Here is a 25452-nt window from a genome sequence, read left to right as displayed (position 1 = left end):
TAGTGTTTCGGTGGTTATAGCGTCAGGGAAACGCCCGGTCCCATTCCGAACCCGGAAGCTAAGCCTGACAGCGCCGATGGTACTGCAACCGAAGGGTTGTGGGAGAGTAGGACACCGCCGGACTAACTTCAGGACAGGGTCCTGACCAGGGTTGAGAACCCCAACAGGTTCTCCCCGGTCAGGGCCCTGTCTCTTTTCATGTCCATGGACCGACTAGAATGGTCCGTTGGCCCACCTGACGGGTGGGCGCACGTGTCGAAACTTTTCAATAGTGGCAGGAGGCCAGGTGTCCGAGTTCGGTCGACGTGACTCAGATGATGGCGCGTCCGGCCGGTCGGGTCGCCGGGACGACAGTCCCCGCGGAGGCCGGTCTGACGCGCAGCGAGGTGACCGGCGCGGTTCCGCCGGCGGCAGGCAGGACCGGGGCGGCCGCGATGGCGGCTACCAGGGCCGCCCGCGCAGGGACGACCGTGGTGCCCGCGGTTCCGGTGGCGGTTACGCCGGCAAGCCCGCGCGCAGCGGCGACGGCCCCCGTGACCAGCGCCCCGGTGGCAGCCGATTCGCAGGCCAGGGGCGTGACGAGAACCGCCCGCGCTACAACAACAGCGACGACCGTCGTGGACCTGGTGCCGGCGACCGTCGTGACGACCGGTCCGGTGGTCGCGACAACGACCGTCGTGGCGGGTTCCGTTCCGACGACCGGCGCGACAGCCGCGACAACAGGGGCGGCGACCGCGGTGGTTACCGCTCGGACAGCCGTGGGGGCGACAGCCGCGGCGGCTACCGCTCGGACAACCGGGGCGGCGACAACCGTGGCGGTGACCGCGGTGGCTACCGGTCCGACAACCGCGACAGCCGGGACAACCGCGGCGGCGATCGCGGTGGATACCGCGGCGGTGACAACCGGGACAACCGCGGCGGTGACAATCGCGGCGGCGACAACCGTGGGGGCTACCGGTCCGAGAACCGGGGTGGCGACCGCGGTGGTTACCGCTCGTCCGACAGCCGTCCCGAGCGTCGCTACGACAACCGCTCCGACAATCGGTCGGACAGCCGTTCGGACAACCGTTCCGAGGGCCGGTACGAGAAGCGCACCGACAGCCGCCCGGCTCGTTCCGGCTACGGCTCGGACAACCGCGGCCGTTCCGACGACCGCCCGTCCGGCAACCGCTACGAAGGACGCCCCCAGGGCAAGTCCTACGGCGACCGCGACAACCGGGGTGGCGACGACAAGCGTCCGTCCTATCGCGACGATCGTGGTGGCTCCCGTTCCGGTGGCTACAGCGGCGACCGCCGTCCCAGCAGCGGTGGCTACGAGCGCAAGAGCTTCGGCGACCGCGACAACCGCGGCGACGACAAGCGCGGTTCGTACCGGCCGTCCGGCGACCGTCCCGAGCGTCGCCCGTCCGACCGGCCGGAGAAGCGCTACGACGACAAGCGCGGCGGCTTCGACCGCAAGCGCGACGACCGTCCCCAGCGCGACCGTTCCGAAGGCCGCAAGGACTTCCGTTCGTCTCCGCGTACCGAGGACAGGCCGGTCGACGACGAGACCTTGGCGCGTGAGCTGCTCGAGGCTCCCGAGTTGCCCGAAGGCATCGAGTTCTCCGATCTCGACGAAGAGGTCCGCCGGGAACTCCGCACCCTGCCCAAGGCACTCGCGGAGACCGTCGGCAAGCACCTGGTCGCGGCCGGTGGCCTCGTCGACGAGGACCCCGAAGCCGCCATGGAGCACGCCAAGTACGCGAAGGCCAAGGCGTCACGGGTCCCGATCGTCCGTGAGGCGCTCGGCCTGGTCGCCTACCACGCGGGCAACTGGTCCGAGGCGCTGTCCGAGCTGCGGGCCGTCCGCCGGATGACCCGGGCCGACGACCACATCGCGATCATCGCCGACGCCGAGCGCGCCATCGGCCGCCCGGAGCGGGCGCTCGACCTCGCGAAGGAGGTCGACAAGGAGCGTCTGTCCAAGGCGACCCAGGTCGAGCTCGCGATCGTCGCGGCCGGCGCGCGGCGCGACCTCGGCCAGCTGGACGCCGCCGTCGTCTCCCTCCAGAGCGACGACCTCAAGGCGGAGAAGCGCGACCCGTGGAGCGCCCGGCTGTTCTACGCCTACGCCGACAACCTCGCCGCCGCCGACCGCAAGGACGAGGCGATCCGCTGGTTCCTGAACGCGGCAGAGGCCGACGAGGAGGACGAGACCGACGCCGCCGAGCGCGCCGCGGAGCTCACGAATGGCTGACGCCCTGTCGGCCGGGTACGACGCGGTCCTGTTCGACCTCGACGGCACGGTCTATCACGGCAGCAACGTGGTCCCGGGCGCACCGGAAGCGCTCCGGGCGCTTCGGGATCACGGCACGGCCGTCCGTTGGGTGACCAACAACGCCTCCAAGGCACCCGCGGAGGTCTCCGCGCACCTGGAGGCACTCGGGCTGCCCGCCACCCCCGAAGAGGTCCACACGAGCTCTCAGGCCGCCGCCGCCCTGCTGGGTGAGCGGCTGCCTCAGGGCGCGGTGGTCCTCGTCGTGGGCACGGACTCCCTGGCCGCCCAGATCGAGTCCGTGGGACTGCGGACGGTCCGGGAAGCCGGTCCGGACGTGGCGGCCGTGGTCCAAGGCCACTCGCCGCAGAACACCTGGGCCGCGCTCGCGGAGGCGTGCCTCGCCATCCGCGCGGGTGCGCTCTGGGTGGCGACCAACGTCGACGCGACCCTGCCCAGCGAACGAGGACTGCTTCCGGGCAACGGGTCGATGGTGGCCGCGTTGCGCACCGCCACCGGCGTCGAACCGCTGGTGGCGGGCAAGCCGGCGCCGGGGCTGTTCACGACGGCGGCACGGGACGCGGGCGCGGAACGGGCCCTCGTCGTGGGCGACAGGCTGGACACCGACATCGAAGGTGCCGTCGCGGCCGGGATCGACGCCCTGTGCGTCCTGACCGGCGTCGCCGACGCGGCGTCCCTGATCTCGGCGAGGCCCGAGGAGCGTCCGCGCTACCTCGCGTGGGACCTGTCCGGCTTGGCCAGCCGCGCGGATCTGCTCGAAATCGGGCCCAAGGACGGCTGGCGTGTCACCGCACAGGGTGACGTGCTCGAAGCCGACGGTGAAGGCGACTCCCTCGACCTCTTGCGCACGTTGTGCGCGGCGGCCTGGGAGTCGGGGATCACCGAGGTCCGTGGTGTGGGCGACACCGCCCGCGCCGCGCTCGCCGAGCTGCGCCTCGGCTGACCAGCGCTGCTAACTTGGTGGGGTGCAAGACCACTTCCACCCCGTGCCGCGACCGCCGGTGCCGGGCCCGCCGCCGGTGCCCGGGCCTCCGGCGGTCCAGGCCGATCAGTACGCGCAGCAGGACACGGATCCCCGAGCCGGGATCGACGAAGCCGTGGCGGGGCTCGACGACCTCGCCGCGCTTCCGCTCTCGGAGCACGTCGACCGGTTCGAGGCCGTGCACACCGAGCTGACGGTGGCGCTGTCCACCATCGACAAGGTCTGACCGCGTGCCCAAACGCGCCCGCCTGGACGCGGAGCTCGTCCGGCGGGGACTCGCCCGATCCCGGGAGCAGGCGTCGGCGCTGATCGCCGAAGGCAAGGTCACCGTGCGCGGCATGGTGGCCACCAAACCCGCGACCGGGGTCGAGTCCGGCGCGCCGATCGTGGTGCGCGACAACGACGACCCCGGCTGGGCGTCGCGCGGCGCGCACAAACTGCTCGGCGCACTTGAAGCCTTCACCCCGCAAGGCCTTTCCACCGAGGGAAAACGCTGTCTCGACGCGGGCGCCTCGACCGGTGGCTTCACCGATGTCCTGCTGCGCAACGGCGCCGCCACGGTGATCGCCGCCGACGTCGGCCGCGGTCTGCTGGATTGGCGCCTGCGCACCGACGACCGCGTGGTCGTCCTGGACAAGACGAACGTCCGCAACCTGACCCCGGAAGACCTCGGCGGGCAGGTCGACCTCGTGGTCGGGGACCTCTCGTTCATCTCGCTCAAACTCGTGCTGCCCGCGCTGGCCGCCTGCGCGCGGGACGGCGCGGATCTGGTGCCGATGGTGAAACCGCAGTTCGAGGTGGGCAAGGACCGGCTCGGCAGCGGCGGCGTCGTCCGGGATCCGGAACTGCGCGCCGAATCGGTGCTCGGTGTGCTCGCCGAGGCCGAGAAGTTGGACCTGAGCCTGCGCGGCGTCGTGGCGAGCCCGCTTCCCGGGCCGTCGGGGAACGTCGAATACTTCGTCTGGCTTACCCGCGGGGCGGGGGAGACCGCCGGCACCGACGCCGAGCGGCTCGTCCGGACCGCAGTCCTGGAGGGACCCCAATGAGCGATCGCGAGGTGCTGCTCGTCGTGCACCCGGACCGGGACGCGACCCGGGACGCGGCACGCGAGGTTTCGGCCCGTTTCGCCAAGGCGGGTGTGCGGCTTCGGGTACTCGACGAGGACGTCCGGGAGATGCTGGAAGCCGATGGCGGCATCGGCGCGCCCTGCACGGTCATGGCGCCGGAGCAGGACCCGGCCGCCGGTACCGAGCTGGTGTTCGTGCTCGGCGGCGACGGCACCCTGCTGCGGGCCGCGGAACTGGCGAGGCCGAACGGCGTTCCCGTCCTCGGCGTGAACCTCGGCCGGGTCGGCTTCCTGGCGGAGGCCGATTCGGACAAGCTCGCCGACACCGTCCAGCGGGCCGTCGACGGCGACTACCAGGTCGAAGAGCGGATGACCGTCGACGTCGTCGTGACCGTCGACGGTGAGGAGACCGTCCACACCTGGGCGCTCAACGAGGCCAGTGTCGAGAAGAGCTCGCGCGAGCGCGTGCTGGACGCCCTCATCGAGGTCGACGGAAGGCCCGTATCGTCCTTCGGCTGCGACGGCGTCCTGTGCGCCACTCCGACCGGCTCGACGGCGTACGCGTTCTCCGCGGGCGGGCCGATCATCTGGCCGGACGTCCAGGCTCTGCTGGTGGTCCCGAGCAACGCGCACGCGATGTTCTCCCGGCCGCTGGTCGTCTCGCGTGACTCGGAGATCACCGTCGCCATCGATCCGGACGGTTCGCCCGCCGTCCTGACCTGCGACGGATCGCGGACCTTCGATCTTCCCGCAGGCGCGGCCGTGCGGGTCACCTGCGGGCGGGTGCCGGTGCGCCTGATCCGGTTGTGGGAAGGCCCGTTCACCGACCGGCTGGTGCACAAGTTCTCGTTGCCGATCAAGGGCTGGCGGGAGCGGCACGCCCGCTGACGGATGTCAGGAAAGGGTCTTTCAAGACAATTTTCGTCCTGAACGACCCTTTCATGACGTGCCGGGTGCGGGAATGGTCGGGGTGGGCCGCTACGGTGGGCGTCGTGCTGGCCGAGATGCGCATCCAGGGCCTCGGAGTCATCGAGGACGCCCTGCTGGAACTGCACGCGGGCTTCACCGTCGTCACCGGTGAGACGGGTGCGGGCAAGACCATGGTCGTCAGCGGGTTGCACCTGCTCTCCGGCGGCCGAGCCGAAGTGTCCAAGGTGCGGACGGGAATGCTGAAGGCCTTCGTGGAAGGCCGCTTCGAGCTGGGCGGCGCCGAGGGCGCCACCCGGATCGTCACCGACGCCGGGGCGGAGGTCGACGAGGACGGCAGCGTCATCGCGCTGCGCGCGGTCTCGGTCGACGGCCGGTCCCGTGCCCACCTCGGTGGCCGTTCGGTGCCGGTCGGGGTTCTGGCCGACCTGTCCGAACAACTGATCGCCGTCCACGGGCAGAACGATCAGCTGCGGCTGCTGCGGCCCGCCGAGCAGCGCGCGGTGATCGACCGGTTCGCCGGCGAGGCCGTCACCGAACCGCTCGAGCGCTACCGCGCGGTCCGGGACGAGTGGCTCGCCGTCGTCGCCGAACTGACCGAACGCTCCACCCGCTCCCGCGAGATGGCACAGCAGGCCGACCTGTTGCGCCACGGCCTCGCCGAGATCGACGCCGTCGCGCCGGAACCAGGCGAGGACACCGAGCTCACCGAGCAGATCAAACGGCTCGCCGCGGTCGACGAACTGCGGGCGGCGGCCAGCGCGGCGCACGCCGCCGTCGCCGGTTCGGCCGACGGGGATCCGGACGCGCCCGGCGCACTGGGGCTGATCGGGGAGGCGAGCCGCCATCTGACCGGTTCCGAGGACGCGGTGCTGCGCGAACTCGGACCCCGGCTGGACGAGGCTTCGGTGCTGCTGTCCGAAGTGGGCACCGAGCTGGGCAGCTACCTCGAAACACTCGACGCCGACCCGGCGTTGCTGGAGAAGGTGCTCGCGCGCCAGGCGGATCTGAAGCGGCTCACACGCAAGTACGCGGCCGATGTGGACGGCGTGCTCGCTTGGGCCGACGACGCCCGCCGCCGGATGTCCACGATGGACACCTCCGAAGAGGCGCTGGCCGAATTGGCCAAGCGTCGCGACGAACTCGCCGTCACGCTGGCGGAACACGCGCTCACGCTGTCGGAGGCGCGGGTCGAGGCCGCCGCCGAGCTCGCCGAGGCGATCACCGCCGAGATGTCCGGGCTCGCCATGGGACAGGCCGAGATCGAGATCACCGTCGAGCGGCGCACCGTGGACGAGAGCGACGCGCACGCGGTGAAGGTCGGCGGCAGGCTCGTGCACGCCGGGCCCGACGGCGTCGACGATGTCGAGCTGCTGCTGAGGGCGCACAACGGCGCGCCGCCGCTTCCGGTGCACAAAGCCGCTTCCGGTGGTGAGCTTTCCCGCGTGATGCTGGCGATCGAGGTCGTCCTCGCGCACGCGGACACCGTGCAGACACTGGTGTTCGACGAGGTCGACGCCGGGGTCGGCGGCCGGGCCGCGGTCGAGATCGGCAGGCGGCTCGCGCGGCTGGCGCGCAGTCACCAGGTCCTGGTGGTCACGCATCTGCCGCAGGTGGCCGCGTTCGCCGATCAGCATCTGGTGGTGGACAAGGGCACCAGCGGCGGAGTGACGCGCAGTGGCGTGCGCGTGCTCAAACAGTCGGAACGTGTCGTCGAGCTCGCCCGCATGCTCGCCGGAATGGAAAGCACCGAGACCGGCCGGGCGCACGCGGAGGAATTGCTCGCCGTGGCCGAGGCCGACAAGAGCGCGCCGGACAAGCCCAAAGCCCGTCGCGGAGGGAAGCGAAAGAAGGCGAAGTAGTGCCTGTCACGACCGGGTAGCCCGATCCGGTGTGGGTTAATCGGCGTGTTTCCATCGGCGTGGCGGACACGGAAGGCCGCGCGGATTTGTCACTATCGGTCGCATGAAGCTCACCGGCTTGCTCTCGCGTAACCAAGAGACCCTCCCCGGGATCACCGGCGTCGCCAGGGTCGACCGGCGTACGCGCGAGCTGCTCCGCCGGCTGAGCCCCGGCGACATCGTCGTCCTCGACCAGCTCGACCTCGACCGGTCGACGGCCGATGCCTTGGTGGAGGCCGAAGTCGCGGCGGTGGTGAACGCCTCGCCGTCGATCTCCGGCCGTTTCCCCAATCTGGGCCCGGAGATCCTGCTCGAGGCCGGGATCCCGCTCGTCGATTCGGTCGGCGGCGAACTGCTGCGCAAGGTGAAGGACGGCACGAAGCTCCGTCTGCACGAAGGCGTCGTCTACATCGGTGAGCGGCAGCTCGGCTCGGGTGTCCAGCAGACGCGGGAAAGCGTCGCGGACCAGATGATCGAGGCCAAGGCCGGGATGTCCACCCAGCTCGAGGCGTTCTCCGCGAACACGATCGAATTCCTCCGCCGGGAACGCAGCCTCATCCTCGACGGGGTCGGTGTCCCGGAGATCCGGGTTCCGCTCAAGGACCGGCACGCCCTCGTGGTCGCGGGCGGCAACGGGCACGCCGAAGACCTCAAGAAGCTGAAGAAGTACATCGGCGAGCACCGGCCGGTGCTGATCGGTGTCGACGCCGGGGCCGACACCCTGCGCGCGCAGGGATATCAGCCGGACGTCATCGTCGGCGATCCGCACGGGATCGGTGCGGAGACGCTGCGCAGCGGCGGCGAGGTCGTGGTCCCGGCGCAGCCGGACGGGCACGCGCCGGGTGTCGAGCGCATCCAGGACCTCGGGATCGGCGCGGTCACCTTCCCCGCGACGGGCAACGCCGAGGACCTGGCGCTGCTGCTGGCCGACGCGCACGAGGCGAGCCTGGTGGTCACCGTCGGTTTCCAGGCGACGCTGCGGGAGTTCCTCGACCACGGCCGGTCCGGCTCGAACCCGTCGACGTTCCTCACCCGGCTCAAGCTCGGCACGAAACTGGTCGACGGCAAGGCGGTCGCGACCCTGCACCGCAGCCGGGTGTCCATCGGCGCCATCGTGCTGCTGGTCGTCGCGACCCTGGTGGCCGTCGCGGCCGCACTGCTGGTGTCCGATGTGGGTTCGGTCTACCTCGACTGGATCCGCGACACCTGGAACTCGTTCATCGCCTGGGGCAAGGGACTCTTCACGTGATTTCACTGCGGTACCACATCGTTTCCATCGCCGCCTGCTTCCTGGCGCTCGCCCTCGGAGTGGTGCTCGGGTCCACGGCGCTGAACGGTGCCCTGCTTTCCGGTCTGGCCGGTCAGAAGGAGGATCTGGGTTCCCAGGTCGCGGATCTGGAGGCGCAGCGCAACACGCTCAACGCCAGGCTCGGCGACGCGGACGCGTTCGCCGGCGCGATGGGGCCGAAGGTCGTCGCCGGGCAGCTGGACAAGCGTTCGGTGGTGCTGGTGACCACGGAGGACGCGAAGCCCGCGGACCGCGACGCGCTCAAGCAGCTCGTCGGTCAGGCCGGCGCCGCCGTCACCGGGGAGATCCAGCTGACCGAGGCGTTCTCCGACCCGATGCGGTCCGATCAGCTGCGTGACGTCGTTTCGCGGCTCCAGCCTGCCGGTGTCCAGTTTCCGACCGCGGGTGACCCCGGCACCCTCGCGGGCGCTCTGCTCGGCTCGGTGGCGTTGCTGAACAAGGACAACGCTCAGCCGCAGTCCACGCCGGTGGAGCTGGCGGCCGCGCTCGGCGGGCTCACCGACGGCGGTTTCCTCAAGACCGGCGGGGAGGTGAAGCCCGCGCAGCTCGCGATCGTGCTCACCGGTTCCAAGTACACCGGGGACGGCGCCGGTGACCGCGCCTCGACCATCGCGCGGTTCGCCGCGCAGCTGGACCGTTCCGGCGCGGGCACCGTCCTGGCGGGCGACGCGGGATCCGCCGACGGCACCGGCGCGATCGGCGTCGTGCGCGCCGACACCTCGTCGACCTCGATCCTGTCCACTGTGGACAACGCGGAGACCGCGGCGGGCCGGGTCACCACGATCTTGGCGCTGCGCGAGCAGCTCGAAGGCGGCGCGGGCCGCTACGGCATCGCGGGCAACGCCCAGGCTCCGGCCCCCGGTATCGCCGCGGCCGGCAACTAGCCCCGACCGCATTCAGAGGACTAAACGCGGGGCCAGAGGCGGTTTTTGGGGAGCGGGCGGGCGTAGGAGCCGGCCCGGCTGGTCTTGAGATTCAGCGCCACCAGCGATTCGGCCAGGCGGACGGCGGCGGCGACGCCGTCGATCACCGGGATGTCCAGCATCGCCGAGATCCGGCGATCGAGTCCGGTCATCCCCGCGCAGCCGAGGACGAGGACTTCCGCACCCGCGTCCCTGGCACGGCGTCCGGCGGTCAGCAGCGCCGATTCCGTCCGGCGTTCGTCGGTCAGTTCGAGGACGCCGAGCCCGGCACCGAGGACGCCGACGCAGTTCTGCGCGACGCCCGCGGCGTGCAGGCTGTCTTCGATGAGCCCGCACGTCCGGTCCAATGTGGTCACGACGCCGTAGCGTCTTCCCAGCAGACAGGCCAGATGCGCGGCGGCCTCGGTGATGTCGACGACCGGGACGTCGAGCAGCTCCCGGGCGCCTTCCCGGCCGTGCTCGCCGAAACCGGCCATCACGAGCGCGTCGAACGGCTCGTCCAGTCCGTTGAGAAGGTCGAGGACGGCCGCGGCGCTCAGAAAGCTGTCCAGCCAGCCCTCGGCGGATTCCGGGCCCCACAACGGGGTTCTGGCCAGGATTTCGGTGCCGGCACTCGCCGCGGCGCGGGCGCCCGCCTCGATCTCCTTGGTCATCGCCTCGGTGGTGTTGCAGTTGGTGACCAGGATCCGCATCACGCGACCCGCTGTTTCCGCGAAACGGCGAAGTACAGCGCCGCCGCGGAAGCGGTGCCGATGAACCACGAGTACGGCGCGGCGGGAGCGAAGAACGGCACCAGCGCGATGATCGCGGACAGCGCCGCCGTGGGCAGGAAGGTGACCATCGCGCGCGGGTTGAACCCATGCTTGTAGTGGTACGGCGAATCGGGCCCGGCCACGAACAGCTTGTCCACGTCGACCCGGCCGCGTTTCACCAGGTAGTAGTCGACGATCATGATGCCGAACAGCGGGCCGAGGAAGGCGCCGAGGCCACCGAGGAAGTAGTTGACCACCGCGGGGGAGGAGTACAGCTTCCACGGCAGCACGCACAACGCCGCGACCGCGCTGATCATCCCGCCGATGGTGAAGGTGATCCGTTTCGGCCAGATGTTGGCCAGGTCGTAGGCGGGGGAGACGAAGTTCGCGACGATGTTCACGCCCATGGTGGCGATCGCGAAGGTCAGCGCGCCGATGATGAGCACGGGCGTGTTGTCGATACGGGCCAGCAGTTCGGCGGGGTCGGTGATGGCTTCGCCGAACACCTGGAGGCTGCCCGCGGTCACCAGCACCGACAGCAGCGCGAACGCCGTCGAGTTGATCGGCAGGCCCCAGAAGTTCCCGCGCCGCACCGTTTTCTGGTTGGGGGCGAACCGGGAGAAGTCGCAGAAGTTGAGCATCAGGGTGCCGTAGATGGACAGGATCAGGCCGACGGCGCCGAACCACTGCCGTACTTGCTCCCCTGTGGACAGTGCCTTCGGGTTGCTGGTCAAGGAGATGTTCCAGTCGGCGGCGGCCAGGATCCACACCGCGAGCGCGATCATCACGACCCAGATACCGGGGCCGCACCAGTCCTGGAACTTGCGCACGGCCTCCATCCCGCGGGTGAGCACCAGCGCCTGCGCGAGCCACAACGCGATGAAACAGATCCAGCCGAGCGCGTGCAGACCGAGGAAACCGACCTCTGTCAACGGTTTCAGGCCCGGGTCGATCGCGAGCACGAGCAGCGTGATGGCCACGGACGCGAGGTAGGTCTGGATGCCGTACCAGAAGATCGCGATGATCGCGCGGATCAGCGCGGGCAGGTTCGCGCCGAAGGTGCCGAAACTGATACGGGCGACCACGGGGAAGGGGACGCCGGTCTTCTGGCCGATGCGGCCCATCAGGTTCATGCCGAAGTAGATGAGCACGAAACCGGTCAGCAGCGCGGTGAACACCTGCCAGGCCGAGAGCCCGAGGACGAACAGGCCCGCCGCGAAGGTGTAGTTGCCGAGGTTGTGCACGTCCGACATCCACAGCGCGAAGATGTCGTAGACCTTCCAGCGGCGTTCTTTCGCCGGGGCGAGATCTTCGTTCCAGAGCCGGGGATCGGCGTTCTCGGTGGTAGGCGCTTCGGACCGGGTTGCTGGGGCGGCGGTCATGCGGGCCTCCGATCGACGGGGACGTCCGGTCGATTTGGTATCCCAAAATTTGGCATCCCAAATATCACCCCGCGGTGGCCCGTCGTCAAGGTTTCTGCCGATAAACTCGGTGTTACAAGCTGTTACAGCGGTGGTGAAGGGGGCTCAGGTGGCCGAGGACGGACCGCGTCAGCCGCTGGCCGCGACCCGGCAGCGGGTCCGCGACGAGCTGCGTGAACGCATCCTCGCCGGACGGCTGAAGCCGGGGGACAGGCTGGTCGAACGCGAGCTCGCCGAGGACCTCGGAGTCTCGCGGGTCCCGGTGCGCGAGGCCATCCGCAGCCTGGAGGCCGAAGGGTTCCTCGCCGTCCAGTCGCCACGGCGCATCGTCGTGCGCCAGCTGGCCAAGGCCGACGTCGAAGAGCTGTTCGACGTCCGCGAGGCACTCGAAGGGCTCGCCGCCGGACTGGCCGCCGAACGGGCGGGCAAAGCGGAACTCCGCGCGCTCGAACGACTGCTCACCGACGCCGCCCGTGCGACCGAAAGCGGCGACCCGGCCAAGATCACCCTGCTCAACACCCGCTTCCACGACCAGATCGTCGCGCTCGCCGGCAACGGGCTGCTGCACGAGATCCTCCGCCCGCTCGAGGGCAGGCTGCGCTGGCTGACCAGCCAGAACGAGCACTGGGGCGAACTGCTCGACGAGCACCGCCGCCTCTACGACGCGATCGCTTCGGGCGACGCCGATCGCGCGCGGGCCCATGCCGTCGAGCATGTGCGGGTGAACCGGGCGGTCACGCTGAAGGCGTTGTTCCCCGAGGGCGGCGGCGAGCGTTCCGCGGGCTGAAGGGGACCTTCACCTCATCTCACGCGATGAAGGGCGCTTTCACCGCATCGCATGCGGTGAAAGTCCCCTTCAGCCCCAGCGCCCGCGAGCGACCGCGCCGACGCCCGGTGCTCGTGTCGCGAAAGCCACTTTCGGGACACCAGGCGTCGCGAAAGTGGCTTTCGCGACACGCCACGTTCGACTTACCTCTCTATAACCCGAACAGCCCACTCGTGGACCTTCAACGGCCGAGCATCGAGGTCCAGGCTTCGGCGAATCCGGGGAAGGTCTTCCCGACCGTCTCCGGATTCTCCACCTCGACCCCTTCGACCTTCAGGCCGAGCACCGCGGCCGCCATCACCAGCCGATGGTCGTCGTAGGTGCGGAACTTCCCGCCGTGCAGCGGCGCCGGCGTGATCCGCAGGCCGTCCTCGGTCTCGCGGACGTCGCCGCCCAGCGACGACAGTTCGGTGGCGAGCGCGGTCAGCCGGTCGGTCTCGTGGCCGCGAAGATGCGCCACCCCGGAGATGACCGACGGTCCCTCGGCGAAGCACAGCAGCGCCGCGATCACCGGGGTCAGCTCGCCGACGTCGTGCAGGTCCAGCTCGACGCCGGGGATCGTGCCGCTGCCGGTGACCGTCAAGCCCGCCGCGTCGAGTTCGGCGGTGGCGCCCAGGACGGGCGCCAGGCTGCGCAGCCAGTCCCCGGGCTGCGTCGTCCGCTGCGGCCAGCCCGCGATCCGCACCGTGCCGCCGGTCGCGATCGCCGCGGCGACGAACGGCGCCGCCGTCGAGAGATCCGGCTCGACGATGTACTCGGGGCAGGAAAGCCGTGTCGGCGCGACATGGAACTCGGCGCCCTCACGGTCCACCGTGGCCCCGAACCGGCGGAGCATCTCGACGGTCATCGCGATATGCGGCTCGCTCGGCACCTGGCCGCCCACGAGACGCACGGTGACACCCTGCTGGAACGACGGCCCCGCGAGCAGCAGCGCGGACAGGAACTGGCTCGACGCCGAGGCGTCCAGGTCGACCCTGCCGCCCCGCAAGCCGCCTTCGCCGTGGACGGTGAAGGGCGGCGCGTCGCGGCGGTCGTCGTCGATGCGGGCGCCGAGGTCGCGCAGCGCCTTCAGCAGCGGCCCGATGGGACGGCGGCGGATGGCCTCGTCGCCGTCGAACAGCGCCGGGCCGGTACCCAGCGCGGCGAGCGCGGGGGTGAACCGGGCGACCGTGCCCGCGTTGCCGAGTTCCACCCGGACGGTGTCGTTCGGATGCACGCGCCCGGGGCCGAGCGGGTGCACGAGGTAGCCGGAGATGCTTTCCTGCGAGTGGGCGCCGAGGGCGTAGATGGCGCCGAGCATCAGGCGCGCGTCCCGGGAGTCGAGCGGGGTCCGCACCCGCGTCGGCGCGCTGGCGAGCGCGGCGAGGACGTAGGCCCGGTTGGTGATCGACTTCGAACCGGGGACACGGATGTCCGCGTCGAGCGGGCCTTCCGCGACCGGTGCGGTCCAGGTGTCGTGCGCGTCTGTCACGTCGCGAGGGTAGCGGTTTTCCACTCCATCGGACGCTTGCGGCGTGGCCGGTGAGCGCCCCGGCGGGCGTGCGATAAGGTGGAAGCCCGTGGGACTTCAGTCGCGGGCTACCAAGTATGTCTTTGTCACCGGAGGCGTTGCCTCCTCTCTGGGTAAGGGACTCACGGCTTCCAGCCTGGGTCAGCTCCTTACCGCACGTGGGCTCCGGGTCACGATGCAGAAGCTGGATCCGTACCTCAACGTCGATCCGGGCACGATGAACCCGTTCCAGCACGGTGAGGTGTTCGTCACCGACGACGGCGCCGAGACCGATCTGGACATCGGGCACTACGAGCGTTTTCTCGACCGGGCTCTCGACGGCAAGGCGAACGTCACCACCGGGCAGGTGTACTCCGAGGTCATCGCCAAGGAGCGCCGCGGTGAGTACCTCGGCGACACCGTGCAGGTCATCCCGCACATCACCGACGAGATCAAGGCGCGGATCACCGCCGCGGCGGGCGCCGACGAGGACGGGAACAGCCCGGACGTCGTGATCACCGAGGTCGGCGGCACCGTGGGCGACATCGAGTCGCTGCCGTTCCTGGAGGCCTGCCGTCAGGTCCGCCACGACGTCGGCCGCGACCAGTGCTTCTTCCTCCACGTCTCCCTGGTCCCGTACCTCGCCCCGTCGGGTGAGCTGAAGACCAAGCCGACCCAGCACTCGGTCGCCGCGCTGCGCAACATCGGTATCCAGCCCGACGCGCTCGTCTGCCGCGCCGACCGTGAGCTGCCGGAGGACCTCAAGCGCAAGATCGGCCTGATGTGCGACGTCGACACCGAAGCCGTCATCGCCTGCCCCGACGCGCCGTCGATCTACGACATCCCGAAGGTGCTGCACCGTGAGGCGCTCGACGCCTACGTGGTGCGCCGCCTCGGGCTGCCGTTCCGCGACGTCGACTGGACCGTGTGGGGCGACCTGCTCGACCGCGTGCACAACCCGTCGGAGACGGTGCGGGTCGCGCTCGTCGGCAAGTACATCGACCTGCCGGACGCGTACCTGTCGGTCACCGAGGCGCTGCGCGCGGGCGGGTTCGCCCACCGCGCCAAGGTCCAGATCGAGTGGGTCCCCTCGGATTCCTGCGAGACCCCGGCCGGTGCGGCCGCGGCCCTGTCCGACGTGGACGGTGTCCTGGTGCCGGGCGGCTTCGGCGTCCGCGGCATCGAGGGCAAGGTCGGCGCCATCGCCTACGCCCGTACCCACGGGCTGCCGCTGCTGGGCCTGTGCCTCGGCCTGCAGTGCATGGTGATCGACGCGGCGCGGAACCTGGCGGGTATCAAGGACGCGAACTCGGCCGAGTTCGAGGACGGCCCGAACCCGGTCATCTCCACGATGGCCGACCAGCGTGACGTCGTCGCCGGCGAGCGCGACATGGGCGGCACCATGCGGCTCGGCGCCTACGTCGCCAAGCTCAAGCCGGGTTCGCAGGTCGCGAAGGCGTACGGCAGCACCGAGGTCTCCGAGCGGCACCGTCACCGCTACGAGGTCAACAACGCCTACCGCAAGCGCCTTGCCGACGCCGGTCTGGTGTTCTCGGGTACCTCGCCCGACGACCACCTGGTCGAGTTCGTGGAGCTGCCCGCCGACAAGCACCCGTTCTTCGTCGGCACCCAGGCGCACCCGGAGCTCAAGAGCCGCCCGACCCGCCCGCACCCGCTGTTCAGCGCGTTCGTGAAGGCCGTCGTCGACCGCAAGGTCGCCGAGCGGCTGCCGGTCGAGCTGCCCGAGGCCCCTCAGACGGTGGCCCGGTGACCGAACCCGGTAAGCACGAATTCACCGTCGCGTCCACAAAGGACGTCCACATCGGACGCGTCGTGGGGCTTCGGGTCGATGAGGTCGTGATGCCCGGGGGCGGCACCGCCCGCCGCGAGGTCGTCGAGCACCTCGGCGCGGTCGCCGTCGTCGCGCTCGACGAGGACGGCGCGGTGACGCTGATCCACCAGTACCGCCACCCGATCGGGCGGCGGCTGTGGGAACTGCCGGCCGGGCTGATCGACAAGGCGGGGGAGGACCCCGTCGGCGCGGCCCAACGCGAGCTGGTCGAGGAGGTCGGGCTCAGCGCCGAGCGCTGGGAGACCCTGGTCGACGTCGCGGCGTCGCCCGGCTTCACCGACGAGGTCGTCCGCGTGTACCTCGCCCGCGGCCTGTCCGAAGTGGACAGGGAGGTCCTCGGTGACGAGGAGGCGGACCTCGTCATGCGGAAGTTCCCGCTCGCCGAGGCGGTCCGGATGGCGCTGGCCGGTGAGCTGGTGAACGGGTCGACCGTCGGTGGCGTGCTCGCCGCGCATGCGGTGCTTTCGGGGGCGGCCTCGTCGCGGCCCGCGGACGCGCCTTGGGAGGACCGGCCGACGAAGTTCGCTTCGCGCGGTCGCTAGCGCTTCGCGCGTGACATGAAAGGCCCCTTCATTGCGAATTTTGGAATGAAGGGGCCTTTCATGTCAGTTCCGGGAGCGGAGGTCAGTCGCGGAGACGGCGGCCCTGCGCGTCGGTGCCGCCGTTCGCCAGCAGCACGATCCCGTCGACGATCGGCCAGACCACCCCGATGCCGCAGGTGACCACCACGACCGCCAGCTGCCCCAAAGCGAGCCCGACGTGGCCGGTGTAGAAGCGCCCGATCCCGACCGGCAGCACGATCTGCAGCACCCCGGCGGCGACCTTCGACTTCGGTGAATACGGCATGACCGCGGCGGGCTGCTGGTACACGGGCACGAACGGCGGCGGGTCGAACCGCGGCGCCAGGTACGCCGGATGCGGGGCGGGCAGGTCCTGGAACAGCGGCCGGAGTTCGCCGAGCGTCACGGCCTCGTACGCGGCGAGGACGCGGCCCTCGTACTCGTCCGGCGTGATCCTGCCCTGGCTGTAGTGGTCGGCGAGCAGCCGCGCCGCCTCCTCGCGCTCGGCGGTGCCGGCGCGCATTCCGTCCGGGTCCGGTTGCTGCGACATACTCCCAAGGTAGCCCGTCTCACACCCGCGACGCGGTCCCCGAGTGCCACCAAGAAGTTCTCGGTGGGTTCTAGAGTGTCCGTGTGTCACGGGCAGGCGGTACCGGAGTCGCCCAGGTGGTCGCCGCTTACCTCGACCATCTGGTGGTCGAGCGCGGAACCGCGCGGAACACCCTCGACAGCTACTCCCGCGACCTGCGCCGGTACACCGCGTACCTCGGCGCCGCCGACGTCGAGCGCTTCAGCGACGTCACCTCTTCGCACATCACCTCCTTCGGCGCGGCGCTGCGCGAAGGCGACGAAGAGCATCAGCCGCTGGCCGCGTCCTCGGCGGCCCGCGCGCTGGTCGCGGTGCGGGGGCTGCACAAGTTCGCGCACGCCGACGGCATCACCGAGAACGATCCGGCCCGCGAGGTCCGCCCGCCCGCCGCGGCCAAGCGGCTGCCCAAGGCGCTGCCGGTGGACGACGTGCTGAAACTGCTGGAAACCCCGCCGCCCGAGGGCGAACGCCCCCTGCGGGACCGGGCGTTGCTGGAACTGCTCTATTCCACCGGCGCGCGGATCTCCGAGGCCGTGGGGCTCGACGTCGACGACATCGACGACGCCGAACGGACCGTGCTGCTCGACGGCAAGGGCGGCAAGCAGCGCATCGTGCCGATCGGCCGTCCCGCCCTGGAAGCGGTGCACGCGTACCTCGTCCGCGCGCGGCCGGCGCTCGCCACCCACGGCAGGGGGACGCCGGCGATGTTCCTGAACGCCCGCGGTTCCCGGCTTTCCCGGCAGAGCGCGTGGCAGGTTCTCAAGGACACCGCGGAATCGGCGGGGATCACGGCGGGCGTCTCCCCGCACACGCTGCGCCATTCCTTCGCCACGCACCTTCTCGAAGGCGGCGCCGACGTCCGCGTCGTGCAGGAACTCCTCGGCCACGCTTCGGTGACCACCACCCAGGTGTACACGCTGGTCACGGTCAACACGCTCCGCGAGGTTTACGCGACAGCACATCCCCGCGCGCTCGGCTAGAACGGGGCCTAATCGACCCGGTCGGTCCCGGCGTGCCTCGTTGGCTCGACTCACGGATCGCGCATAGGCTGCCGAGGATCCTGCCGAAGAGGAGCTTTCGCGTTATGTCGACACCGAACGAGCCGGCGAAGCCGTCCGCGTCCGCCGGTTCGGCCGCGGCGAGCCTCAGCCAGGTGACCATCGCAACCCCCGCCGAACACGACGGCGACGAACCGTCGGAGGACACGATCTCTTCCCGCGGCCGCAAGGCCAAGCGCGCCAAAGAAACCAAGCAGCAAGAACTCGAGAGGGAAGGCATCGGCCCCACGGGCCGTCCGTTCCGCGAGATCCCCGATCCGCCGCCGCTGGACCGGCATGGTCCCGCACTGGTGATGGCCATGTGCAACCAGAAGGGCGGGGTCGGCAAGACCACCTCGACCATCAACCTCGGCGCGGCGCTGGCCGAATGCGGCCGCCGGGTACTGCTGGTCGACTTCGACCCCCAGGGCGCGCTCTCGGTCGGCCTCGGCATTCAGCCGCACGAGCTGGACCAGACGGTCTACAACGTCATCATGGAGCGCTCGGTCAGCATCACCGACGTCATCCGGAAGACCCGGGTGGACGGCGTCGACCTGCTGCCGAGCAACATCGACCTGTCCGCGGCCGAGGTCCAGTTGGTCGCAGAGGTAGGGCGCGAACACACTTTGTTACGGGTCCTTCGTCCGGTCATGAACGACTACGACTATGTTCTTGTCGACTGCCAGCCCTCGCTAGGCCTGCTGACGGTGAACGCACTGACCGCCGCGGACGGTGTGATCATCCCGCTGGAGTGCGAGTTCTTCAGTCTGCGAGGCGTAGCGCTCCTGATCGACACCATCGAGAAGGTGCAGGAACGCCTCAACCCCAAACTGGACATCACCGGGATTCTCGCCACCATGTACGACCCGAGAACCCTGCACTCGAAGGAGGTCATGGCGAGAGTGGTGGAGGCATTCGGCGACACCGTGTTCGACACGGTGATCAACCGCACCGTGCGGTTCCCCGAGACGACGGTCGCGGGCGAGCCGATCACGACCTGGGCTCCCAAATCAGCGGGCGCGGCGGCCTATCGCGCGCTCGCCCGTGAGGTGATCGCTCGGTGAGCAGGCGAGCTTCCCTGCCCGGAGCGTCCGAACTTTTCAGGATCACCTCCAGCCCCGCCCTCGATCTCCCGCCCGCGCCCGAGCAGCCCGCCCCCGCGAAGGGGAACGGCAACGGGAACGGTTCCGGGAACGAGACGGGGCCAGCGCACAAGGAACAGCTGACCCGTGCCGCGCGCAGCGGATCCGGGCGGACCAAGCACGACGCGAAGATCACCGTCTACGTCTCCAGCGACGAACTGCTGGCGATGGAGCAGGCCAGGCTGAACCTCCGGGCGAAGCACGGCCTCGTCCTCGATCGCGGCAGGCTGGTCCGCGAGGCGGTGGCCGTGCTGCTGGCCGACTTCGACGCGGCGGGCGAGGACTCGGTCCTCGTCCAGCGCCTGCGGGCGGGCAGCGAGGACGGGAAAGAGACCGAGAGCTGATGGACGACCCGGCCGCGGCTGCTCCCAGCGGCTCAGAGCCGGTCGAGCGGACAGAGGCAGACGAGACCCCCGTCGTGCACGAGACCGTGCACGGCGGGATGGTCCCCGAAGGACTGGCCAGCGAAGAGCTGAGCACGTCCAAGTTCAAGGTGAACCTGTCGAACTTCCAGGGCCCCTTCGATCTGCTGCTCCAGCTGATCTCGCAGCACCAGCTCGACGTCACCGAAGTCGCGTTGCACCAGGTCACGGACGATTTCATCGCCTACACCCGTGCGCTCGGCACGGAGTGGAACCTCGACGAGACGACCGAGTTCCTGGTCATCGCGGCGACCCTGCTCGACCTCAAGGCGGCACGGCTGCTGCCCGCCGCCGAGGTGGAGAGCGAAGACGACCTCGCCCTGCTCGAAGCTCGGGACCTGCTGTTCGCGCGCGTGCTGCAGTACCGCGCGTACAAGCAGGTCGCGGCGCTGTTCGGGGAGCTGGAGGCCGGCGCGCTGCGACGCTATCCGCGGTCGGTCGCGCTCGAAGACCGGTTCATGGGCCTGCTGCCCGAGGTGATGCTCGGCGTCGACCCGGCGAAGTTCGCCGAGATCGCGGTCGCGGTCTTCAAGCCGAAGCCGCCGCCGACGGTGTCGATCGCGCATATCCACATGGGCCGGGTCTCGGTGCGCGAGCACGCCGCGCTGCTGCGGCTCAAGCTCGCGGAACTGGGCGAAGCGACCTTCGGTGAGCTGGTTGAAGACTGCGAGCACACCGTCGAGATCGTGGCGCGATTCCTCGCGCTGTTGGAGCTGTACCGGGAGGCCACGGTCCAGTTCGAGCAGCTGGAGGCGCTCGCCGAACTGCACGTGCGCTGGACCGGCGGGTCCGTGGAGGAGGCGTCGGTGGCGGCCGAGCACGATCGCGCCGTCGCTGAGGACGAGGAGTACGGGTGAGCCCCGAAGAGACCGAGAAGACCGAAGCGACCCCCGAGACCGAAGCGACCACCGAGGCCAGTGATGGGCCGAAAGCTCCCATCGCCGAGTCCGACGAGGCGAAGGACGCTTTCGTCGCGTCGGATGAGGTGAAGGACGCTTTCAGCCCGCCGGAGGCCGAGACGGAGCCGGCGGCCGACGAAGGTCTCGTCGCAGCGGGCGACGGCGACTACCCCGACCTCACCTCCGACGAGGCGCTCGAAGCGGCGCTCGAGGCGTTGCTGCTGGTCGTCGACTCGCCGATCAACGAGGAATCGCTCGCCGACACGGTCGGCCAGCCGGTGTCGCGGGTGACCGTGGCGCTGCGCACGATGGCGCAGAAGTTCACCGAGCGGACCAGCGGAATCGACCTGCGCCGAGTCGGCGAAGGGTGGCGGTTCTACACTAGGGACGTCTATGCCCCGTTCGTGGAGAAGCTTCTGCTCGACGGCCAGCGTTCCAAGCTGACGCGAGCCGCTCTGGAGAGCCTCGCCGTGATCGCCTATCGGCAGCCGGTGACCAGGGCCAGGGTCGCCGCCGTCCGAGGGGTGAACGTGGACGGGGTGATCAGGACGCTGCTGGCGCGCGGCCTGATCGAGGAGATGGGGACCGACCCCGAAACCACAGGCACGCTGTACGTGACGACCGAGCTGTTCCTGGAGCGACTGGGCCTCTCGTCCCTGGCCGACCTTCCGCCCATCGCTCCGTTGCTACCCGAAGTGGACACCATCGATGACATCTGACCCGCATCCCGACGGCATTCGGCTGCAGAAGGTCCTTTCGCAGGCGGGCGTCGCCTCGCGGCGCGCGGCCGAGGACCTGATCGTGCGCGGTCGCGTGAGCGTGGACGGCAAGGTGGTCACCGAACTCGGCCGCCGCGTCGATCCGGACAACTCCGTGATCCACGTCGACGGCACCCGCGTCCAGGTCCGCGAGGACCTCGTGTACCTCCTGCTGAACAAGCCCAAGGGCGTGCACAGCACGATGAGCGACGACCGCGGCCGTCCGTGCGTCGGCGACTACCTGCGCGGCCGGTACGAGGAGACGCCCGGCATCGTGCACGTCGGCAGGCTCGACGAGAACACCGAAGGCCTTCTGCTGCTCACAAACGACGGCGACCTCGGCCACCGGCTGATGCACCCGTCGTTCCGCGTGCTGAAGACCTACTTCGCCGAGGTCGAGGGCATCGTCCCGCGCGGGCTCGGCAAGGAACTGCGGGCGGGCTTCGAGCTGCCGGACGGCATCGTCAAGGTCGATCAGTTCCGGGTCAAGGACATGCTGGCCGGGCGCACCCAGATCGAACTGGTCATCCACGAGGGTCGCAAGCACATCGTGCGGCGGCTGATGGCGGCCACCGGGCACCCGGTGCGCAAACTGGTCCGGACCGCGCTCGGGGACGTCCAGCTCGGCGCCCAGCGCTCGGGCTCGATCCGGCGGCTGAACCGCGGCGAGGTCGGCTCGCTGTACCGCGCCGTCGATCTGTAACCAAGACTTTCCGCTCTACTGCACAGGTGATCTCCGCGTTTAGCTCTCCCTGACGGGCTTTCAGCCGACGGGGAAGGGCTCAACCGTGAAAACAGTTGTGCTGGCAGGGATCTTGGCGGTCGCCGCGGCCGTGGTCGCGGCACCGCAGGCCGCGGCGAAACCGCGGAGCAGCGAACCGGTCTACGACTTCGCCCAGGCCGTCCGCGAGACGGCTTGGGTGGACATCGGGCTCGACGGGGACGGCGACGGCCGGTCGGACCGGGTCGCCGCGGACATCATCCGGCCGAAGGAACCGGCGGCGCAGGGCAAGAAGGTCCCGGTCATCATGGACGCGAGCCCGTACTACTCGTGCTGCGGGCGGGGCAACGAGAGCGAACTCAAGACGTACGACTCGGCGGGCAGGCCGGTCGGCTTCCCGCTCTACTACGACAACTTCTTCGTCCCGCGCGGGTACGCCGTGGTCCTGGTCGATCTGGCCGGTACCAACAAGTCCCGCGGCTGCACCGACATCGGCGGGCCCTCGGACGTCAACTCGGCGCGCAAGGTCGTCGACTGGTTGAACGGCCGCGCGAACGGCTACACGACGGCGACCGGTCCGGCCAGGACGAACGCGACCTGGTCGACGGGCGCGGTCGGCATGATCGGGAAGTCCTACGACGGCACGGTGGCCAACGGCGTCGCCGCGACCGGCGTCGACGGGCTCAAGACCATCGTGCCGATCGGCGCCATCAGCTCCTGGTACGACTACTACCGCTCCGACGGCGCGAACCTGCGCCAGGGCAGCCCGGCGGGGTTGGCGCAGACCGTGTCCCGGCGCAACGGCGGGCAGAACTGCGGTGCGGCGAGTCAGAAGCTCACCGCGGGAGCGACGGCGAACGGCGACTACAACGCCTTCTGGCTCGACCGGGACCACGTGCAGAGCGCCTCGAAGGTGAAGGCCAGCGTGCTCGCTTCGCACGGCCTCGGTGACCTCAACGTCAAGACGATCAACTTCGGGCAGTGGTGGGAAGCGCTGAACGTCGAGCGCAAGATCTGGCTGACGCAGGCCGGTCACGTCGACCCGTTCGACTACCGGCGGTCGGCGTGGGTCGACACCCTGCACAAGTGGTTCGACCACTACCTGCTCGGCGTGGACAACGGTATCGAGAAGACGCCGGGCGCCAGCGTGGAACGCGAGCCCGACGTCTGGGTGGACCAGCCGGCCTGGCCCGCGGGCAGCGCCGTCACCCTGCGTCCCGCGGCCGGGAACACTCCGGGAGTCGGCACCCTCGGCACCACCGCGGGGACCGGCACGGCGTCGTTCACGGATTCCTCCGGTCAGTCTTCGAACAGCTGGGCCGCGAAGCCGACCGAGACCGCGAGCGGACGCGTGCTGTTCAGCACCGGCGCGCTCGCGAAGGACCTGCACGTCTCGGGGACGGCGAAGGTGACCGTGACCGCGACGCCGTCGACGTCCACGGCGCGGCTCTCGGCGGTCCTGGTCGATTACGGCCCGGCGATGATCCGGAACTACACCGGACCGAAGGAAGGCATCAAGAACGAGCTGACTCAGTCGTGCTGGGGCGCGAGTGCGCCCGGTAACGACGCCTGCTATCTGAACACGAGCACCGACGCAGTCTCGGTGGGGCTGAACATCATCAGCCGCGGCTGGGCGGATCTGGCCAACCACGGTTCGCTGAGCCAGGAGTCGCCGCTGACGCCGGGGCAGCCGTACACGATGACGTTCCGGCTGGCGAGTACGGACCACGTCGTCCCGGCGGGCCATCAGCTCGCGCTGATCATCGGCGGGACGGACGGCTCGTTCATCTCCGGCCCGGCGCAGTACCCGAAGATCACGGTGGATCTGGGCAAGACTTCGCTGGCTCTGCCTGTGGCGGGCTCGGGACCGGTGGCGGTTCCGGCTCCGCTTCCGGCGGCTCCGGCGCAGATCGCTCCTGCCACCGTTTCGGGGCTTGAGCGCGGCTAGGCGAATGCCAGGAACGGTCCTTTCCTGGCAAATTTTGCCAGGAAAGGACCGTTCATGGCGTCAGCGCCCGGCGGTGACGATCCAGACCCCGCCGGGGATCCGCACTCCCCGCGGTGTCTCGAATTCGCCGAGCGCGTCCCGCACCCGGTCGCGGAGGCCCGCGACGGAGGCCTCCTCGACGCTCCGCAGATTGTGCTGGATCGGGGCCATCGAGAAGACGAAGTCGGTCGCGTCGGAAGCGTTCGCGCCGAAGCCCATGTCCGCGTCGACCGGACTGATCTCGATGTCGCGGAAACCCGCGGCCGTGAGCACTTCGGTGATCCGCTCCGGGGCCAGCAGCGAACCCATCCCTCGGGCGGCGGGGGAGGGCTCGCGGAGGTAGGGCGCGAGCGCCGCTGTCGCGCGGGCGTAGGCGCTGTCGACGTCGCCTGACCGCGGCCCCAGGAACGCCAGCCGGCCACCGGGGACGAGCGCGCCGTGAAGATGAGCGAACGCCGCCACCAGATCGGCGAAGAACATCACGCCGCCCCGGCTCATGATGACGTCGAAGCCAGGCCCTTCGAACGGGTGTACCTGCGCGTCTCCCCGGACGAACTCGACGTTGGCGATGTTCTCGGCTGCCGCGTCCAAGCGAGCCCGCTCCACCAGCGGCGCCGAAATGTCGATCCCCAGCGCGTGCCCGCTCCCGGCCTTTCTCGCGGCCAGCCGGGTGGTGAGCCCGGCGCCGCAGCCCACGTCCAGGACCGCGTGACCGTCTTCGATGTTCGCGGCGGCGAAGAGCGGCGCGTCGAAGGCTTCCATCATTCCGTTGTAGCGCTCCGGGTGATCCGCCCAGAGCCGTCCCTCCCAGCCGTTCCACGCTTCGGCCTGCTGCCGGTTGGCGATCGCCACCATCGGACACCCCATCGTCGTAGTTACTAGAGTTGAACTCTAGTGATTGACTCTAGAGATAGACTCCAAACATGAGTGGTGTCAAGAGCGCCCGGGCGGCGGAAACGCGGCGGCGGATCATCGCGGCCGCCGAAGAACTCTTCCTCGCCGACGGCTACGGGGCGACCAAGCTTCAGCAGGTCGCCGACCGGGCGGGGGTGGCCGTCCAGACCATCTACTTCACGTTCCGCAACAAGCCGACGTTGCTGAAGGAACTGGTCGACGTCGCGATCGCCGGGGACGACAGTCCGGTGGCGACGATGGAGCGGCCATGGTTCGCGCGAGTGCTGGACGCGCCGGACGCGCGCACCGCTCTCGCCGCCCTTGTCGCGGGTAGCCGCGCCGTGCTCGAACGGGTCGCCGCCGTCAACGACATGGTCCGCACCGCGGCCGCCGCCCACCCCGAAGTGCGTGAGCTCTGGCCTGATCGCGAAGACCCGCGCCATACCGTGCACGCGGCGGCGGCGAAGGCTCTACTGGAGAAGCCCGGCGTCAGAGCCGATCTCACGGTCGAGAAGGCGGCGGACATCCTCTATGCCGTGCTGAGTCCGGAGCTGTTCCTGATCCTGACCCGTGATCGTGCCTGGGCTCCCGGCGACTGGGAGCCTTGGGTGGAGGAACTCTTGGCCGCGCAGTTGCTCGAGAACGGCTGACCCCATGCAATGAAGGGGCCTTTCATAGCAAAATTTGCTATGAAAGGACCTTTCATGGCGCGTGTGGGGC

At 69.9% G+C, this 25452-nt stretch carries 24 protein-coding genes and 1 rRNA gene; 20 read left to right on the top strand and 5 right to left on the bottom strand.

Translation table 11 applies throughout. The annotated features are described in order from the left end of the window. The first annotated feature begins 6 nt into the window (after positions 1 to 6). The 9 genes from rrf (at position 7) to DMH01_RS42035 (ending at position 9344) form a co-directional block, all read left to right on the top strand. Positions 7 to 123 (top strand): 5S ribosomal RNA (gene rrf, locus DMH01_RS42075). 163 nt (positions 124 to 286) lie between these two features. After that, positions 287 to 2236, top strand: coding sequence for a hypothetical protein (locus tag DMH01_RS42070; protein WP_125685046.1), 1950 nt, complete (start codon positions 287 to 289; stop codon positions 2234 to 2236). Continuing rightward, complete coding sequence (locus tag DMH01_RS42065) at positions 2229 to 3218, top strand: HAD-IIA family hydrolase (protein ID WP_125685045.1); 990 nt, start codon at positions 2229 to 2231, stop codon at positions 3216 to 3218. The genes DMH01_RS42070 and DMH01_RS42065 overlap by 8 nt, the downstream gene beginning before the upstream one ends. A gap of 58 nt (positions 3219 to 3276) precedes the next feature. After that, positions 3277 to 3483 carry a hypothetical protein gene (locus DMH01_RS42060; RefSeq protein WP_125685055.1) on the top strand — a complete coding sequence of 69 codons (207 nt, stop codon included), beginning with the start codon at positions 3277 to 3279 and terminating at the stop codon, positions 3481 to 3483. Positions 3484 to 3487: 4 nt separating this feature from the next. After that, positions 3488 to 4303: a TlyA family RNA methyltransferase gene (locus DMH01_RS42055; protein ID WP_037348115.1), complete on the top strand. Its 816-nt coding sequence runs from the start codon at positions 3488 to 3490 to the stop codon at positions 4301 to 4303. After that, on the top strand, positions 4300 to 5211 hold the full coding sequence (locus DMH01_RS42050; RefSeq protein WP_125685044.1) for an NAD kinase: 912 nt from the start codon (positions 4300 to 4302) through the stop codon (positions 5209 to 5211). The genes DMH01_RS42055 and DMH01_RS42050 overlap by 4 nt, the downstream gene beginning before the upstream one ends. Before the next feature lie 104 nt (positions 5212 to 5315). Further along, positions 5316 to 7112, top strand: coding sequence for a DNA repair protein RecN (gene recN / locus DMH01_RS42045; RefSeq protein ID WP_199745834.1), 1797 nt, complete (start codon positions 5316 to 5318; stop codon positions 7110 to 7112). A gap of 103 nt (positions 7113 to 7215) precedes the next feature. Further along, positions 7216 to 8400 carry a putative cytokinetic ring protein SteA gene (gene steA, locus DMH01_RS42040; RefSeq protein ID WP_034322271.1) on the top strand — a complete coding sequence of 395 codons (1185 nt, stop codon included), beginning with the start codon at positions 7216 to 7218 and terminating at the stop codon, positions 8398 to 8400. Next, positions 8397 to 9344, top strand: a complete 948-nt coding sequence (locus DMH01_RS42035; protein WP_125685042.1) for a copper transporter — start codon at positions 8397 to 8399, stop codon at positions 9342 to 9344. The genes steA and DMH01_RS42035 overlap by 4 nt, the downstream gene beginning before the upstream one ends. A 20-nt stretch (positions 9345 to 9364) precedes the next feature. Here the strand turns inward: DMH01_RS42035 and DMH01_RS42030 are convergent, their stop codons facing one another. Both DMH01_RS42030 and DMH01_RS42025 read right to left on the bottom strand, forming a co-directional pair. After that, a complete protein-coding gene (locus DMH01_RS42030) occupies positions 9365 to 10075 on the bottom strand; it encodes an aspartate/glutamate racemase family protein (protein ID WP_125685041.1) in 711 nt (236 codons plus the stop codon). Beyond that, positions 10075 to 11517 (bottom strand): NCS1 family nucleobase:cation symporter-1, encoded by a 1443-nt coding sequence (locus tag DMH01_RS42025; protein WP_125685040.1) that lies wholly within the window; start codon positions 11515 to 11517, stop codon positions 10075 to 10077. Before DMH01_RS42025 ends, DMH01_RS42030 begins: the two co-directional genes overlap by 1 nt. Before the next feature lie 148 nt (positions 11518 to 11665). On the opposite strand from DMH01_RS42025, the gene DMH01_RS42020 reads away from it, so the two are divergent. After that, positions 11666 to 12343 carry a GntR family transcriptional regulator gene (locus DMH01_RS42020; protein ID WP_125685039.1) on the top strand — a complete coding sequence of 226 codons (678 nt, stop codon included), beginning with the start codon at positions 11666 to 11668 and terminating at the stop codon, positions 12341 to 12343. Between the two features lie 220 nt (positions 12344 to 12563). On the opposite strand, the gene aroA is transcribed toward DMH01_RS42020, so the two are convergent. Then, positions 12564 to 13853, bottom strand: coding sequence for a 3-phosphoshikimate 1-carboxyvinyltransferase (gene aroA / locus DMH01_RS42015; protein WP_125685037.1), 1290 nt, complete (start codon positions 13851 to 13853; stop codon positions 12564 to 12566). Positions 13854 to 13941: 88 nt separating this feature from the next. Here aroA and DMH01_RS42010 point away from each other — a divergent pair, with 88 nt between their 5' ends. After that, a complete protein-coding gene (locus DMH01_RS42010) occupies positions 13942 to 15642 on the top strand; it encodes a CTP synthase (protein WP_125685035.1) in 1701 nt (566 codons plus the stop codon). Continuing rightward, positions 15639 to 16265 carry an NUDIX hydrolase gene (locus DMH01_RS42005; RefSeq protein ID WP_125685033.1) on the top strand — a complete coding sequence of 209 codons (627 nt, stop codon included), beginning with the start codon at positions 15639 to 15641 and terminating at the stop codon, positions 16263 to 16265. Before DMH01_RS42010 ends, DMH01_RS42005 begins: the two co-directional genes overlap by 4 nt. Before the next feature lie 82 nt (positions 16266 to 16347). Here DMH01_RS42005 and DMH01_RS42000 read toward each other — a convergent pair whose 3' ends face one another. Further along, positions 16348 to 16833, bottom strand: coding sequence for a DUF1707 domain-containing protein (locus DMH01_RS42000; protein WP_125685031.1), 486 nt, complete (start codon positions 16831 to 16833; stop codon positions 16348 to 16350). A gap of 116 nt (positions 16834 to 16949) precedes the next feature. On the opposite strand from DMH01_RS42000, the gene xerD reads away from it, so the two are divergent. The 7 genes from xerD (at position 16950) to DMH01_RS41965 (ending at position 23799) form a co-directional block, all read left to right on the top strand. After that, positions 16950 to 17852, top strand: a complete 903-nt coding sequence (xerD, locus tag DMH01_RS41995; RefSeq protein WP_125685054.1) for a site-specific tyrosine recombinase XerD — start codon at positions 16950 to 16952, stop codon at positions 17850 to 17852. Between the two features lie 104 nt (positions 17853 to 17956). Then, positions 17957 to 18973, top strand: coding sequence for a ParA family protein (locus tag DMH01_RS41990; protein WP_125685029.1), 1017 nt, complete (start codon positions 17957 to 17959; stop codon positions 18971 to 18973). Further along, a complete protein-coding gene (locus tag DMH01_RS41985) occupies positions 18970 to 19395 on the top strand; it encodes a cobyrinic acid a,c-diamide synthase (RefSeq protein ID WP_125685027.1) in 426 nt (141 codons plus the stop codon). The genes DMH01_RS41990 and DMH01_RS41985 overlap by 4 nt, the downstream gene beginning before the upstream one ends. Continuing rightward, positions 19395 to 20330 (top strand): ScpA family protein, encoded by a 936-nt coding sequence (locus tag DMH01_RS41980; RefSeq protein ID WP_199745833.1) that lies wholly within the window; start codon positions 19395 to 19397, stop codon positions 20328 to 20330. Before DMH01_RS41985 ends, DMH01_RS41980 begins: the two co-directional genes overlap by 1 nt. Continuing rightward, the gene (gene scpB, locus DMH01_RS41975; RefSeq protein ID WP_125685025.1) at positions 20327 to 21091 is read left to right on the top strand and encodes an SMC-Scp complex subunit ScpB; all 765 of its coding nucleotides are present in this window, start codon (positions 20327 to 20329) and stop codon (positions 21089 to 21091) included. Before DMH01_RS41980 ends, scpB begins: the two co-directional genes overlap by 4 nt. Then, on the top strand, positions 21081 to 21833 hold the full coding sequence (locus DMH01_RS41970) for a pseudouridine synthase (protein ID WP_005153474.1): 753 nt from the start codon (positions 21081 to 21083) through the stop codon (positions 21831 to 21833). Before scpB ends, DMH01_RS41970 begins: the two co-directional genes overlap by 11 nt. A 97-nt stretch (positions 21834 to 21930) precedes the next feature. Continuing rightward, positions 21931 to 23799 carry a Xaa-Pro dipeptidyl-peptidase gene (locus tag DMH01_RS41965; RefSeq protein WP_125685052.1) on the top strand — a complete coding sequence of 623 codons (1869 nt, stop codon included), beginning with the start codon at positions 21931 to 21933 and terminating at the stop codon, positions 23797 to 23799. A gap of 60 nt (positions 23800 to 23859) precedes the next feature. Here the strand turns inward: DMH01_RS41965 and DMH01_RS41960 are convergent, their stop codons facing one another. Continuing rightward, positions 23860 to 24693: a class I SAM-dependent methyltransferase gene (locus tag DMH01_RS41960; protein WP_125685023.1), complete on the bottom strand. Its 834-nt coding sequence runs from the start codon at positions 24691 to 24693 to the stop codon at positions 23860 to 23862. 68 nt (positions 24694 to 24761) lie between these two features. Here DMH01_RS41960 and DMH01_RS41955 point away from each other — a divergent pair, with 68 nt between their 5' ends. Then, positions 24762 to 25382, top strand: a complete 621-nt coding sequence (locus DMH01_RS41955) for a TetR/AcrR family transcriptional regulator (protein WP_125685021.1) — start codon at positions 24762 to 24764, stop codon at positions 25380 to 25382. Positions 25383 to 25452 lie beyond the last annotated feature (70 nt).

Source organism: Amycolatopsis sp. WAC 04182, from assembly GCF_003947465.1.
In the GTDB taxonomy this organism is placed as follows: domain Bacteria; phylum Actinomycetota; class Actinomycetes; order Mycobacteriales; family Pseudonocardiaceae; genus Amycolatopsis.
Note: the sequence above shows the minus strand (reverse complement) of the source record. Positions and strands in the feature narration are given on the sequence as shown.